This is a genomic window from Streptomyces sp. NPDC053432, from assembly GCF_055585365.1.
This window is the reverse complement of the sequence record NZ_JBVJKF010000014.1, coordinates 92938-107364: the sequence shown is the minus strand read 5'-3', so window position 1 is coordinate 107364 and position 14427 is coordinate 92938. Positions and strand designations below refer to the sequence as shown.

Sequence of the window (14427 nt, the reverse complement as noted above, 5' to 3'; positions counted from 1 at the left end):
GGACCGACAGGTGCGTTCCTATGGGACACTCCTGCACATGCTGGGTGTGACAGATCTTCCGACTTATCTCGCCGGCCTGGTACTGATCATTCTGCTGCCGGGCCCGAACTCGCTCTACGTGCTCTCCGTGGCCGCCCGCCGCGGGGTGCGCACCGGCTACAAGGCCGCCGCCGGCGTGTTCACCGGCGACGCCGTGCTGATGCTGCTGACGGCCCTGGGTGCGGGGGCGCTGCTCAAGGCGAGCCCGCTGGTGTTCACCGTGGTGAAGTTCCTCGGCGCCGGGTACCTGGCGTGGCTGGCCGCGGGCATGATGCGCGGCGCGTGGGCGCTGTGGCGCTCCCGCGCGGAGCGGGCCGAGGCGCTGGAGGAGACCCCCGCCGAGGCGGGCGAGCACGAGCGGCCCTACCGGCGGGCGCTGCTGATCAGCCTGCTCAACCCGAAGGCCATCCTCTTCCTGATGTCCTTCTTCGTGCAGTTCGTGGACCCGTCCTACGCCTACCCGGCCCTGTCGTTCCTGCTGCTCGGCGGCCTGCTGCAGACCGGCAGCCTCCTCTACCTGACGCTGCTGATATTCGGCGGCACCCGTCTCTCGGACGCCTTCCGCCGCCGCAAGCGGCTGTCGGCCGGGGCCACCTCGGCGGCGGGCGTGCTGTTCCTCGGTTTCGCAGCCAAGCTCGCGACCGGCTGAGGCCGTCAGCCCAGCGCGCGCCTCACCCTCCGGGCCACCCGGCGCACCGCCCGGCTCCGCGGCAGGAACGCCAGCCGGGCGGGGATGCCGCCGGGCAGGCCCAGGCCGGTCAGCCGGCGGCGGGTGAAGTAGCGCCGGGTGCGGGGGGTCAGGTGCCGGGCCAGGTAGGCCTCCGCGTCGGCCCGGCGCCCGGCCAGCATCTGCGGCTGCATCGTGAAGCCGACGGCCGTGAGCAGCCCGGCCGTCTCCTCCCGCACCCGCTCGGGCGCCGGGAAGGTCCAGGAGCGCACCGCGTCGGCGTCCGCGAGGTCCGGCAGCAGGGCGTCCACGAGCGCGAGCGGGACGCGGTTGCTGTTCGGGTACGGGGTCAGCCGGGCCAGTACGGCGTCCGTGCCGGTGCGGGCCACCGGCAGCCCGTACAGCGTGGCGGCGGACAGCAGCCCGGTGGAGAAGCAGCCGACGACCAGCGCCGGGCGCAGCCGCTGGTAGAGGGTCTCGGCCAGGACCGGGGTGTCGACCACGGTGATCCGGGCGCCCAGCCGCCCGGCCTCCGCCTCGGCGCGGCGCGCGTAGGCGGCCGGGGCGCTGGGATGCGGCTTGAAGACCAGCTCCGTGTGGCCCAGGGCGTAGGCGCCCCGGACCATCGAGACGTGCAGCTCCTCCTCCTCGTCCGGGCTCATCAGGTCGAGCGCGGAGAGGTACTGGCCCAGGAGCAGGGCGGGCGGGGCTCCCGGCGGCGCCGACGGCGATGCCGCTGCCGGCTCGGCCGACTCGGCCAGTTCGGCCAGCACCTTGTGGAAGGCCTCCGCCGGCACCAGCTCCGCCCGCACCCCGAACTCCGTCAGCAGCAGCGGCGCCAGCCCCGGTACGAGGTCCAGATGCAGCACCCGCCGTACGCGCATCCCGAGCTGCGGGTCGAGCCGGAAACGCGTGGGCCCGTAACTCATCAGCCCGTCGGCGTAGACGTCGACGGCCGCGCCGGGGAAGAGCCGGCACAGGCTCTGCGCGGGCGGCACCTGGAGGGACTCCACGATCAGCTCGACGCGCTCCTCGCCCAGCCCCCACAGCGCCCGCAGCTGCCGCTCCCACAGCGGGACGTCCTCCGGGCGCGGGGCCCAGGTGCTCGGGTGCTGCGGTGCGACGACCTCGTTCCAGTCGAGCACCTCGTCGAAGCGGGAGCGCAGGGCGGTGAAGCCCGGCATGCCGGCCACCCCGGGGGTGACCTCGGCGGCCACGGCGTGGTTGCTGGTCAGCAGGATCCGCCGGCCGGCGGGCGGGAAGGAGCCGGCGTCGACGCCCGCGGCGAGCGTGGCGGTGCCGTAGAGGGTGGAGGCCAGGAAGATCTGCGTGGGCATCAGGCGGCCGCCCCCGCCAGGGCGCGGCGGCGGCCTCCGCCGCGGACGCGGCGCAGGACGGCGGCGCGTTCGGCGTCCATCGAGTCCAGGACCAGGTCGAGCACGTCCTGGGGCATGCGTCCGAGCGCGGCCGCGCTCATCGAACGGAGTTTCCTGGCCACGGCCGGTTCGAACCTCCCGATGGAACCGAAATGGTGCGCGATAATGGCGCAATATGTTCGTACGGCTTTCGGGAGAAGAAGCCCGGATTCCCGGTCGTCCCGCACGTTCGACAGGACTTCGTCGAATGCCTTGATGAAATCGAGCTGCCGTTCGTCGCCGATCTGTGTCAACGAGGTGGAAACTCCGCGCCGGTAGAAGATCCCCGGGAGTCCCACCGCGGCGAACGACTCCGCCTCCCGGTGCAGCCGCCAGATCCACGGCCGGTCCTCCGCCGTCCGCAGCCCGTCGGTGAACCGCAGCAGGCCGCTGTCCAGCAGCCGCCGGTGGTACATCCCGGCCCAGGCGAAGGGATAGTCCACCGACGTGGCGCGGTCGGCGGGCAGGATCGCGGTACGGGGGTCGGCGACCACCCCCTGCGGCCCGTAGGGAACCCGCTGCACGCTGCGCGCCCTGCCGGTGCACTTCACATGGTCCGTGCGGATGAAGTCGCAGCTCAGAGCCTCGATGGCGGCCAGCGTCCGGGCCAGGTGACCGGGGGCCAGCCAGTCGTCCCCGTCCAGGAACGCGAGGTACTCGCCGCGCGCCGCGTCCAGCCCGGTGTTGCGCGCGGTGGCCAGGCCGCCGTTCCGCTCGTGTCTGAGGTGCACCGCACCGGGCAGCTCGCGCGCCGCCCGCTCCAGCAGGGCGGGGGTGCCGTCCGTGGAGCAGTCGTCGACCAGGACGAACTCGAAATCGTCCCGGGCGTTGAGGGCGAGGCTCCGCAGGGCGTCCGGGGCGTATGTCTGCACGTTGTAGAACGGCACGACAACAGAGAGCTTGGGCACCTCCGAGACATTAGGGCGGCGCCCCGCATTCATCATGGCCCGGACGCGTATTCCATGTGAACGACGCACGGCAGGCGTGTTAACCCGTCCGGTTTCGCATTCAGTCGAGGCGTTGTTAACCCGCTGTTGTGCGTTCGTTGGGCCGATCACTCAATTCGCGGAATAGCTTCTGCGGCGTGTCGATCCGCAAACGCGTCGCCGTACTCGCCGATTCCGATACGCGATGGAAATGGGGCGCGCTCACCGCCCGCCGTCTCGTACCCGAGGACCACGACCTCACCGGATACCTGCTGCGCGGCCGGGCCACGCCCACCGCGCGCCAGCTCGGTGAGGTGGGGGTACGGGCCGACCGGCTGTCCGAGGTGACCTGCGCCGAGTTCCTCGCGGAGACCGGGCGCGAACGGTACGACGTGGTCGTCCTCGCCCTGGTCGGCGGGGCCGTCCAGGCCGTCCTGCACGGGGCCCGCGCCCTGTGGCCGGACCCGTCGCGGCGGCCCGTGTTCGTCACCGGCTACGTGGGCGTCGTGTACGAGAAGCTCGCCGACGGGCTGCTGCTGCGGCACGGTGCGGACCTCGTACTGGCCAACTCCCGCCATGACGCGGAGCGGTTCCGCGCCGTGTACGAGGGGGTCGGCGCGGACGCCGCCGCCGTCACCGAGACCGCGCTGCCGTTCCTCGGCGGAGCCCCGTACGAGCGGGCCGGGAGCCGGGCCCGCACGGTGGTCTTCGCCGTGCAGCCCTCCGTCCCCGACAGCCGCGCCGACCGCGTGTACCTGCTGGAACGCGCCGCCCGGCACGCGCGCAAACACCCGGGGCGCGAGGTGCTGATCAAGCTGCGCAGCAAGCCCGGGGAGCACACCACACATCTGGAGGAGCAGCCCTACCAGCGGCTCGCGGAGCGGATCCCCGGCGGACTGCCGGCCAACTGCCGCCTGGTCTACGGGAACATGGGCGAGGTCCTGGACGGCACCGACCTGCTGGTCACCGTCTCCTCCACCGCCGCCCTCGAATCCCTCCACCGCGGCATCCCGACGGCCGTCCTCACCGACCTCGGCATCCGCGAGGCCCTCGGCAACCACCACTTCCTCGGCTCGGGCTGCCTGGCCTCCTGGGACCAGCTCGACGCCGGCCTGCTCCCGCAGGGCGACCCGGCCTGGCTCCGGGCCCAGGGCGTCCGCGCCCCGGCCGACTTCGCCGGAGGCGAGCCGTACGACGCGTACGCCGCCGCGCGGGAGCGGCTCGGCGCGCTGCTCGCCGAGCCGCTGCTGCCCGCGCCCGCGCCGTACTACACGCTGGAAACCGCCCCCGGCTACCTGCCCGGGATCCTCGCGCGCCAGCACCTCGGGCCCGACGGCACCCCGCTTCCCGGCGCCGTGCGGGAGGCGGCGGGGGAGTCTCGGCTGCGCCGGTGGGCCCGCTCGCACCTGCGCGAGGCCGCCCGCGGGGCGTACCGCCACGGGGTGCAGCGCGTGGCGCCGGTGATCCGCCGGCTGGGCGAGCTGTGAGGGTCCTCGCGGTGATCCCGGCACGCGGCGGCTCCAAGGGAGTCCCCGGGAAGAACACCGCCCCCGTCGGCGGGGTGCCGCTCGTGGCCCGCGCCGTGCGCGCCTGCCGCTCCGCCCCCAGCGTCACCGACGTGGTCGTCTCCACCGACTCCGCGGCGATCGCCGCCGCCGCCCGCGCGGCCGGCGCCGACGTCATCGCCCGCCCCACCGCGATCTCCGGCGACACCGCGAGCAGCGAGGCCGCCGTCCTGCACGCCCTCGACGCCTTCGAGGAACTGCACTCCCTCACCGTGGACGTGGTCCTCCTCGTCCAGTGCACCAGCCCCTTCCTGACCCCCGCCGAGGTGGAGTCCGTCGCCGCCGCCGTGGCCGCGGGCGCCGCCGACTCGGCCCTGACCGCGGCCCCCTTCCACGGCTTCCTGTGGCGCGCGGCCGCCGACGGCTCCGTGGTCGGCGTCAACCACGACGAGGCGTACCGCCCCCGCCGCCAGGACCGCCCCCAGGACCTGCTGGAGACCGGAGCCGCCTACGCGATGGACGCCGCCGGCTTCCGCGCCGCCCGCCACCGTTTCTTCGGCCGGACCCTGCCCGTCGCCACCGACCCCGCCCGGGTCCTGGAGATCGACGATCCGCACGACCTGGCCCGCGCCCGCCTCCTCGCGCCCCTCTTCGACGAAGGCGTACCCGCGGGCGACGGCGCAGCACGACCCGACCCGCAGCCCGCACCCCGAACCCCGCACCACCCGACACCCCCGCACCACCCGACACCCCCGCACCGAAGGACGCCCCCTGCCATGACCTCCACCCTCGCCGACCCCCGCCACCGCAGCTTCGGCCCGCGCACCGCCGGCCCCGGCCGCCCCGTCTACGTCGTCGGTGAGATCGGCATCAACCACAACGGCGACCTCGGCAACGCCTTCGCCCTCATCGACGCCGCCGCCGAAGCCGGCTGCGACGCCGTCAAGTTCCAGAAGCGCACCCCGGAGATCTGCACCCCGCGCGACCAGTGGGACATCGAGCGCGACACTCCCTGGGGCCGGATGACGTACATCGACTACCGCCACAAGGTCGAGTTCGGCGAGACCGAGTACCGAGCCATCGACGAACACTGTGCCAAGCGCGGTATCGACTGGTTCGCCTCCCCGTGGGACACCGAGGCCGTCGCCTTCCTGGAGAAGTTCGACGTACCCGCCCACAAGGTGGCCTCCGCCTCCCTCACCGACGACGAACTGCTGCGCGCCCTGCGCGCGACCGGCCGCACCGTCGTCCTCTCCACCGGCATGTCCACCCCGAGGCAGATCCGTCACGCGGTCGAGGTGCTCGGCAGCGACAACATCCTGCTCTGCCACGCCACTTCCACCTACCCGGCCAAGGCCGAGGAGCTCAACCTGCGGGTGATCAACACCCTGCGCGAGGAGTACCCCAACGTCCCGATCGGCTACTCCGGCCACGAGACGGGCCTGCAGACCACCCTCGCCGCCGTCGCCCTCGGCGCCACCTTCGTCGAGCGCCACATCACCCTCGACCGCGCGATGTGGGGCTCCGACCAGGCCGCCTCCGTGGAGCCCGGCGGCCTCACCCGCCTGGTCCGCGACATCCGCACCATCGAGACCGCCCTCGGCGACGGCGTCAAGCGCGTCTACGAGTCCGAGCTCGGCCCCATGAAGAAGCTCCGCCGCGTCCAGGGAGCCCTGGCCACCGTCTGACTCCGCTCCGCCCGGTCCGCCCGGTCCGCCGCGAAGAGGTTCCGCCCCCTGACGAGGAGTACGCCGTGCCCCGTTCCGCCTCCACCCTGGCGTTCGTAGAGAGCCCGGTCCAGCTGCTGAACGTGCTGGAGTGGGCCCATGCGCGGGGCGCCGCCCCGGCCGACGGACGACCGCTGCTCGACGGCGTCCCGCGCCAGTCGCGGAGCGGGGGCACGCCGCGGGGCGGACCCGACGCCGGGTCCGCCGCGTCCGGGCCCGATCCGGGTACGGCCGGCGCGGCGCGAACGCGGATCGTCGTCCTGCCCCCCACCGACCCCATGTCCCGCGGCCAGCTGCGCCGGATGGCGGCGCTGGCCCGGGACGAGGGGTACGAGGTCCGCTGGCAGGAGGCGCGCGGCGGCCGTCTCGCCCCCTTCAAGGCGCTCGCGGCACTGGCCCGCGACGTCCGCGCCGCCCGCACGGTCGTCGTCGGCGACCCGTTCTCGCGCTACGTGCAGCTGCTGCTCACCCTCGTACGGGCCGAGGAGCTCGTGGTGGTCGACGACGGCACCGCCACCATGGAGTTCATCGCCCAGACCGCCCGCGGCGAACGCCTTGTCCGCTGGCACCGCGTCGGCGGCGGCGGACTGCCGGCCCGCGTGCGCGAGCTGGCGTACGCGCCGGTCTCGGCCACCGCGCGGCGCCGCTTCACCCCGGCCGCGGGCAGCGGCCGCACCGTCGAGGTGTTCAGCTCGATGCCCGTCACCCCGCACGGCGGCATGACGCTGCGGCTCAACGACTTCGCCTGGACCCGCGCCCGGTTCGGCCCGCCGCGCCTGACCAGGGGCACCGACCTGGTCGGCACCTCCCTGGTGGAGACCGGCGTGGTGGACCCGGACCGCTACCTGGAGGCGGTGCGCGCCCTGACCCGCGAGCACGGCGCCACCCGCTACTTCGCCCACCGCAGGGAGTCCGCGCAGAAGCTGCGCGCGCTGAGCGAGGCGACCGGGCTGGAGATCGTACGGCCGGACCTGCCGCTGGAGCTGATCGCCCGGCGCGGCCCCGTCGGCCGGACCGTCGTCAGCTTCCCCTCCACGGTCGTGCACACGCTGCCGTACGCCCTGGCCGGGACCGGCGTCACCGTGGCCGTATGCGATGTGGACCCGGACTGGCTGACCGCCGCCGCCTCGCCCCGGGCCCGCGGATTCCTCGCGGGAGTCACCGACACGGCCCGCGACGTCCACAGACTTCCTGCTCAGGCGGCACCCGCGGCCGGATGAGCGCGCGAGTGTACCCGCGGGCCGACCCGGTCATGCGTCCAGAGGCCGGGAATCTTTCCCCTAACGGCATGAACTTTTGTGGATCCCCCGTCAGTTGACCTATCCGTGCGCCTAGGCTTCAACGGGTGAACCAGTTGATGTCCCGCGAGTCCCAGACCGCCCAGCCCGCCGCGTCCGACCGGTCCGAGCTGCCCGGCAAGCTTCCGGACCACCTGCGTGCCGAACTGATCGCCTTCCGCCGGGACTTGCACATGCATCCCGAGCTCGGGCACCAGGAGTTCCGGACCACGGCCGCCATCAAGGCCCGCCTGGAGAAAGCCGGCCTGCGACCACGGGTACTGAAGTCGGGCACGGGACTCATCTGTGACGTCGGCACCGAAGAAGAGGGGGCGCGAAGCTCCTTCGAGGGTGGCGGCGGGCGACGGGCGGGCGGGGTTCGTCCCATGCTGGCGTTGCGCGCGGACATCGACGCCCTGCCCATCCCGGATGCCAAGACGCACGTCTCGTACCGCTCGACCTTCCCGGACCGCGCCCACGCCTGCGGCCACGACGTGCACACCTCCGTCGTCCTCGGCGCCGGCCTGGTCCTCGCCGAGCTCGACCGCCAGGGCCTGCTGCCCCACCCCGTGCGGCTGCTCTTCCAGCCCGCCGAGGAGGTGCTCCCCGGCGGGGCGACCGAGGCCATCGACTCCGGCGTGCTGGACGGCGTCGGCAAGATCATCGCCGTCCACTGCGACCCCCGGGTGGACGCCGGGAAGATCGGTCTGCGGCCGGGGCCCATCACCTCGGCCTGCGACCGGCTGGAGGTCGCGCTCTCCGGCCCCGGCGGGCACACCGCGCGCCCGCACCTGACCACCGACCTGGTGACGGCCGCCGCGCGCGTGGCCGTCGACGTACCGGCGCTGCTGGCCCGCCGCATGGACGCCCGCTCGGGCATGTCCGTCACCTGGGGCCGGATCGAGGCCGGGCACGCCTGCAACGTCATCCCGATGCACGCGGAGCTGTCCGGGACCGTACGGTGCCTCGACCTCGCCGCCTGGCACGAGGCCCCGGACATGATCCACGCGGCGATCGACGAGGTCGCCACGATGTACGGGGCGAAGTTCGAGATCAACCACGTGCGCGGGGTGCCGCCGGTGGTCAACGACCCGATGGTCACCGAGCTGCTCCGCGAGGCGATGACGGCCCGCTGCGGGCCCGGGTCGGTCGAGGACACCGAGCAGAGCCTGGGCGGGGAGGACTTCTCCTGGTACCTGGAGCACGTCCCCGGCGCGATGGCCCGGCTGGGTGTCCGCACCCCCGGTGACCTCGCCAAGCGGGACCTGCACCGGGGCGATTTCGACGTCGACGAGTCCGCGATCGCGGTCGGTGTCGAGTTCTTCACGGCGGCCGCGCTGCTCGACGCGCGGCGGGCCAGGCCGTCCGGCTAGCCGGGATCCGGGCCGGGCCGAACCGAAATTCCTACCCCATCGGCGAGCCTCCCGGCGCACGCGTCCAGCCCTTGGTACACAAGGGTTGGGCGTGTGACTCGTTACCGATCGGTCACTGTCTGATTCGCGACGATCCGATAACGACTCATGAACGGGCCTTTAACTGACATCTACGCGCGTTACGATCGCCGCGAAACCAGCGCCGGTCGTGGCGCTTCGGTCAGGTTTTGAAGGAGCCTCCCCTTGCGCCGGATCACCAGGATCGCCACCGTGGGCATCGCGTCCGCGGCGCTGGCCCTCTCGGCCACCGCCTGTGGCGGTAAGAAGTCGTCTGACACCTCCTCCGACAGCACGTCGAAGGCCGAGAGCGTCGCCATCGCGTACGACATCGGCGGCCGCGGCGACCAGTCGTTCAACGACGCCGCCTACGCCGGTATGGAGAAGGCGAAGACCGACCTCAAGGTCACCACCTCCGAAGCCGAGCCCACCGACGGCGAGGGCGAGGCCGACAAGGTCCAGCGCCTCACCGAGCTGGCCCGCAAGGGCAACAACCCGGTCATCGGCGTCGGCTTCTCCTACGCCCCGGCCATCAAGAAGGTCGCGCCGAAGTTCCCGAAGACCACCTTCGGCATCATCGACGACACCTCGGTGACCGGCGCGAACATCGCCAACCTCGTCTTCAACGAGGAGCAGGGCTCCTACCTGGCCGGCGTCGCCGCCGCCAAGGCGTCCAAGACCGGCACGGTCGGCTTCATCGGCGGTGTCGAGGTTCCGCTGATCAAGAAGTTCGAGGCGGGCTTCGCGCAGGGCGTCAAGGACACCAACCCGAACGCCAAGGTCCTGGTCCAGTACCTGACCCAGCCGCCGAACTTCGACGGCTTCTCGAAGCCCGACCTCGGCAAGGCCGCCGCGCAGGGCCAGATCGACCAGGGCGCCGACGTGGTCTACGCCGCCGCCGGTCTCGCGGGTTCCGGTGCCATCGAGGCCGCTTCGGCCAAGGGCAAGTGGGCCATCGGCGTCGACTCCGACCAGTACAACCAGGCCGGTCTGGCGAAGTACAAGGACGCCATCCTGACCTCGGTCACCAAGGACGTCTCGGACTCCGTCTACAACCTGATCAAGTCGGTCAAGGACGGCAAGCCGACCACCGGTGAGATCCGCTACGGCCTGGACAAGGACGGCGTCGGCCTGGCCGACTCCAACCCGAAGTACAAGGAGATGACGGACGTCGTCGCCGCGGTGGAGAAGGCCAAGGCCGACATCATCGCCAAGAAGATCAACGTCAAGACCGCCCCGTAAGGCCGTTCCTGACATGTAGTCGTGGTCTCCGGGGTCCGGGCAGTGGTCTCATCCGCTCCCGGGCCCCGAGCCGCGTTCTGTGGGGCTCGTGGCCAGTTGGCCGCAAGTTTTCACTTCCGACAGTGCTACGCGCGTAGAAGCATCGTGGACGCGATACTTTCACTCCCCGCCCTGTCCCCCTGCCTTCCGCTCCTTCCGCGCCAAGGAGAGTGCGTCATCAACGCGTCCAGCCCGCCCCCCGCCGTAGAACTGCACGGCATCACCAAGCGCTTCCCCGGCGTCGTCGCCAACAAGGACATCGCGATCACCGTCCGCAAGGGCACGGTCCATGCCTTGATCGGCGAGAACGGCGCCGGCAAGTCGACCCTGATGAAGATCCTCTACGGCATGCAGAAGCCGGACGAGGGCACCATCGCCATCGACGGGGAGCAGGTCTCCTTCGCCAGCCCCGGCGACGCCATCGCCCGCGGCATCGGCATGGTGCACCAGCACTTCATGCTCGCCGACAACCTCACCGTCCTGGAGAACGTGGTCCTCGGCGGCGAGAAGCTGTACGGCATCGGTGCCAAGGCCCGTAAGAAGATCAAGGAGATCTCGGACGCGTACGGCCTCGGCGTACGCCCCGACGCCCTGGTCGAGGACCTCGGTGTGGCCGACCGGCAGCGCGTGGAGATCCTCAAGGTCCTCTACCGCGGCGCCCGGATCCTGATCCTCGACGAGCCGACCGCCGTGCTCGTGCCGCAGGAAGTGGACGCGCTCTTCGACAACCTGCGCGAGCTCAAGGCCGAAGGCCTGACCGTCATCTTCATCTCGCACAAGCTGGGCGAGGTCCTGAAGGTCGCCGACGACATCACCGTCATCCGGCGCGGCACCACCGTCGGCACCGCCGACCCGAAGACGGCCACCACCAAGCAGCTCGCCGAGCTGATGGTCGGCTCCGAGCTTCCCTCGCCCGAGACCCGCGAGTCCACGGTGACCACCACGCCGATGCTCGCGGTCGAGGGCCTGCGGCTGGCCGCCACCGACCCGGACGGCGTCGTCCGCGAGGTGCTCGCCGGCATCGACTTCACCATCCACAAGGGTGAGGTGCTCGGCATCGCCGGCGTCGAGGGCAACGGCCAGACGGAGCTCATCGAGGCCCTCATGGGCATGAGCATCCCCGATGGCGGAACGATCACTCTGGACGGCACCGACATCTCCACCGCCCCGACCCGCAAGCGCCGGGTCGACGGCATCGGTTACATCCCCGAGGACCGCCACCGCCACGGCCTGCTGCTGGACTCCCCGCTGTGGGAGAACCGCATCCTCGGCCACGTCACCGAGGCGCCCAACTCCAAGCGCGGCATCCTCGACACGAAGGCCGCCCGCAAGGACACCGCGCGCATCGTCGTCGAGTACGACGTCCGCACGCCCGGCATCGACGTGACCGCGGCCTCGCTCTCCGGCGGCAACCAGCAGAAGCTGATCGTCGGCCGCGAGATGAGCCACAACCCGAAGTTCCTCATCGCCGCCCACCCCACCCGCGGTGTGGACGTCGGCGCGCAGGCACAGATCTGGGACGCGATCCGCGAGGCCCGCCGCGAGGGCCTGGCCGTCCTGCTGATCTCCGCCGACCTGGACGAGCTCATCGGCCTGTCCGACACCCTGCGCGTGATCTACCGGGGCCGTCTGGTGGCGGAGGCCGACCCGGCCACCATCACCCCGGAGGCCCTCGGTACCGCCATGACGGGTGCCGCGTCCGGGCACCTGGAAGCAACCGACAACCACTCCGCCGCCGGTACCGAGACCGGTACCGATGCCCCGGAGGACGAGGCCCGATGAAGAAATTCGACAAGGACCGGCTGATCCTCGGCATCGCCGGACCCGTGGCGGCGCTGGTCAGCGCCTTCCTCCTGACCATGATCGTGCTGGCCGCGACGGGCATCGACCCGATCGAGCCGCTGCGCCTGATGGTGGAGAACGCCGGCTACGAGGACGTCCAGGTCCTCATCGTGAACCAGGCCGGTACGTACTACCTGGCGGCCATGGCCGTGGCCATCGGCTTCCGCATGAACCTCTTCAACATCGGCGTCGACGGCCAGTACCGCCTCGCGGCGATGCTGTCCGCCGTGGTCGGTGCGGCCGTGACCCTCCCGGGCCCGCTGCACCTGCTGGTGATCATCCTCGTGGCGATGCTCGTCGGTGCCTTCTGGTCCGGCATCGCCGGTGTCCTCAAGGCCAAGCGGGGCGTGAGCGAGGTCGTCTCCACGATCATGCTGAACGCCATCGCGACCGCCCTGATCGCCTGGCTGATGCTGACGAAGAACCTCGGCGTCCAGCCGGCCGGCTCCAACGACCTGACGACCGGCGACATCGCCGAGTCCGGCTGGTTCCCGGCCGTCGACCTCGGCGAGGGACTGGAGATCTACGGCTTCACCTTCGTGGCCTTCGCCCTCGGCATCGTCTACTGGTTCACGCTCAACCGGACCCGCTTCGGCTTCGACCTGCGCGCCACCGGCGCCAGCGAGTCCGCCGCGCAGGCCTCCGGCGTCGACGCCAAGAAGATGATCATCACCGCGATGCTCATCTCCGGTGCGGTCGCCGGCCTCGCGGGCATGCCGCAGCTCCTGGGCGAGACCCACACGTACAACCTGGCCTTCCCGACCGGTGTCGGCTTCACCGGCATCACCATCGCGCTGCTCGGCCGCAACAACCCGGTCGGCATCTTCTTCGCCGCGTTCCTGATGGCCTTCATCGACAAGGCCTCGGCCTCGCTCGACCAGGCCGGGTACGCGAAGGAGATCGGCACGATCATGAAGGGCCTGATCGTGATCGCGGTCGTCGTCTCGTACGAGCTCATCCGCCGTTACGGCATCCGCCGCCAGCAGCAGAAGGTCGGCGAGGAACTGGCCGCGGGCCACGCCATCAAGACCGAGAAGGAGGTCGCGGCGTGAGCACCAGCACCGTTTCCGCGACGGCCGCCGCCCCGAAGAAGTCGGCCGGCCGCAAGAAGCTCACCCTCCCGTGGATCATGCTGATCATCGCCGGCGGCCTCGCGCTGGTCTCGGTGGTCCGCCTGATCAGCGGCGCGAACGACCTGACCTCCGTCGGCCAGGTCTCCGGCGCCCTCTCGCTCGCCGTGCCGATCGGCCTCGCCGGTCTCGGCGGTCTGTGGGCCGAGCGGGCGGGCGTCGTCAACATCGGCCTCGAAGGCATGATGATCCTCGGCACCTGGTTCGGTGCCTGGGCCGGCTACCAGTGGGGCCCGTGGACGGGCGTCATCGCCGGCATCGTCGGCGGCGCCATCGGCGGCCTGCTGCACGCCATCATGACGGTCACCTTCAACGTCAACCACATCGTCTCCGGTGTGGCGGTCAACATCCTCGCCCTGGGCTTCACCCAGTACCTGTCGAACTTCACCTTCGACGAGATGCCGGGCGGCTCCTCGAAGCAGTCGCCGCAGGTCGAGCCGATCTACAAGATCACGGTGCCGGGGCTGTCCGACTGGATGTCCGACCTCCAGGCCAAGCACTGGTTCTTCGTCTCGGACCTCGCCGGCGTCATCGGCGGCCTGGTCACCGAGCTGTCGCTGCTGACCGTCGTCGCCCTGCTGCTGATCCCGGGCACCTGGTGGATCCTGTGGCGCACCGCCTTCGGCCTGCGGCTGCGCTCCTGCGGTGAGAACCCCACCGCCGCGGAGTCCCTCGGCGTCAACGTGTACAAGTACAAGTACATCGCCGTGATCGTCTCCGGCGGCCTCGCTGGCCTCGGCGGCGCGTTCCTGTCGATCGTCGCCAGCCCGATCTACCAGGAGGGCCAGACCGGCGGCCGCGGCTACATCGGTCTCGCCGCGATGATCTTCGGTAACTGGATGCCGGGCGGCATGGCGCTGGGCGCGGGCATGTTCGGCTACATCGACGGCCTCAAGCTGCGCGGCGGCGCCACCAACGTCCACGCGATGCTGCTGCTCCTCGCGATCGTGCTGGTGCTGGTGTGCGTCTGGCAGCTGTACAAGCGCAAGCACTTCCAGGCCGCCATCGCGCTGGCCTGCGCCGGCGGGCTGTTCGTCTGGTACGCGCTGACCGACCAGGTGCCCAGCCAGTTCGTGGACGCGGCCCCGTACGTGACCACGCTGCTGGTCCTCGCGCTGTCCTCGCAGCGACTGCGGATGCCGAAGGCGGACGGCATGCCGTACCGCAAGGGCGAGGGCAAGTGACGTC

11 protein-coding genes and 1 pseudogene are annotated in these 14427 nt (G+C 71.5%); 10 read left to right on the top strand and 2 right to left on the bottom strand.

The annotated features are described in order from the left end of the window. Window positions 1–37: 37 nt before the first annotated feature. Complete coding sequence (gene leuE, locus ACZ6Y1_RS23265; RefSeq protein ID WP_469632883.1) at window positions 38–688, top strand: leucine efflux protein LeuE; 651 nt, start codon at window positions 38–40, stop codon at window positions 686–688. A gap of 5 nt (window positions 689–693) precedes the next feature. Here leuE and ACZ6Y1_RS23260 read toward each other — a convergent pair whose 3' ends face one another. After that, complete coding sequence (locus ACZ6Y1_RS23260; RefSeq protein ID WP_469632880.1) at window positions 694–2043, bottom strand: polysialyltransferase family glycosyltransferase; 1350 nt, start codon at window positions 2041–2043, stop codon at window positions 694–696. Continuing rightward, complete coding sequence (locus ACZ6Y1_RS23255; protein ID WP_469632878.1) at window positions 2043–3029, bottom strand: glycosyltransferase family 2 protein; 987 nt, start codon at window positions 3027–3029, stop codon at window positions 2043–2045. The genes ACZ6Y1_RS23260 and ACZ6Y1_RS23255 overlap by 1 nt, the downstream gene beginning before the upstream one ends. 176 nt (window positions 3030–3205) lie before the next feature. Here ACZ6Y1_RS23255 and ACZ6Y1_RS23250 point away from each other — a divergent pair, with 176 nt between their 5' ends. From ACZ6Y1_RS23250 to ACZ6Y1_RS23210, 9 genes and pseudogenes are all read left to right on the top strand, one after another. Next, window positions 3206–4534: a DUF6716 putative glycosyltransferase gene (locus tag ACZ6Y1_RS23250; RefSeq protein WP_469632874.1), complete on the top strand. Its 1329-nt coding sequence runs from the start codon at window positions 3206–3208 to the stop codon at window positions 4532–4534. Continuing rightward, window positions 4438–4902: pseudogene (locus ACZ6Y1_RS23245) on the top strand (acylneuraminate cytidylyltransferase family protein); the annotation flags it as partial. The gene ACZ6Y1_RS23250 and the pseudogene ACZ6Y1_RS23245, both read left to right, overlap by 97 nt. Window positions 4903–5328: 426 nt before the next feature. Continuing rightward, entirely contained in the window at window positions 5329–6240 is a 912-nt protein-coding gene (locus tag ACZ6Y1_RS23240; protein WP_469633135.1) for an N-acetylneuraminate synthase family protein, read from the top strand. 65 nt (window positions 6241–6305) lie between these two features. Further along, window positions 6306–7499, top strand: a complete 1194-nt coding sequence (locus ACZ6Y1_RS23235; RefSeq protein ID WP_469632871.1) for a hypothetical protein — start codon at window positions 6306–6308, stop codon at window positions 7497–7499. A 137-nt stretch (window positions 7500–7636) separates the two neighbouring features. Beyond that, a complete protein-coding gene (locus ACZ6Y1_RS23230) occupies window positions 7637–8929 on the top strand; it encodes an amidohydrolase (RefSeq protein ID WP_469633132.1) in 1293 nt (430 codons plus the stop codon). Between the two features lie 243 nt (window positions 8930–9172). Further along, complete coding sequence (locus ACZ6Y1_RS23225; protein ID WP_469632867.1) at window positions 9173–10228, top strand: BMP family lipoprotein; 1056 nt, start codon at window positions 9173–9175, stop codon at window positions 10226–10228. A gap of 144 nt (window positions 10229–10372) precedes the next feature. Further along, window positions 10373–12049 (top strand): ABC transporter ATP-binding protein, encoded by a 1677-nt coding sequence (locus ACZ6Y1_RS23220; protein WP_469632864.1) that lies wholly within the window; start codon window positions 10373–10375, stop codon window positions 12047–12049. Continuing rightward, a complete protein-coding gene (locus ACZ6Y1_RS23215) occupies window positions 12046–13161 on the top strand; it encodes an ABC transporter permease (RefSeq protein WP_469632861.1) in 1116 nt (371 codons plus the stop codon). The genes ACZ6Y1_RS23220 and ACZ6Y1_RS23215 overlap by 4 nt, the downstream gene beginning before the upstream one ends. Beyond that, window positions 13158–14423 (top strand): ABC transporter permease, encoded by a 1266-nt coding sequence (locus tag ACZ6Y1_RS23210; protein WP_469632858.1) that lies wholly within the window; start codon window positions 13158–13160, stop codon window positions 14421–14423. The genes ACZ6Y1_RS23215 and ACZ6Y1_RS23210 overlap by 4 nt, the downstream gene beginning before the upstream one ends. The last annotated feature ends 4 nt before the right edge of the window (window positions 14424–14427 follow it).

Coding starts and splice junctions, on each gene's coding strand:
- ACZ6Y1_RS23260 (WP_469632880.1), bottom strand. CDS start 2,043: ATGCCCACGCAGATCTTCCTGGCCTCCACCCTCTACGGCACCGCCACG.
- ACZ6Y1_RS23215 (WP_469632861.1), top strand. CDS start 12,046: ATGAAGAAATTCGACAAGGACCGGCTGATCCTCGGCATCGCCGGACCC.
- ACZ6Y1_RS23240 (WP_469633135.1), top strand. CDS start 5,329: ATGACCTCCACCCTCGCCGACCCCCGCCACCGCAGCTTCGGCCCGCGC.
- ACZ6Y1_RS23230 (WP_469633132.1), top strand. CDS start 7,637: ATGTCCCGCGAGTCCCAGACCGCCCAGCCCGCCGCGTCCGACCGGTCC.
- leuE (WP_469632883.1), top strand. CDS start 38: ATGCTGGGTGTGACAGATCTTCCGACTTATCTCGCCGGCCTGGTACTG.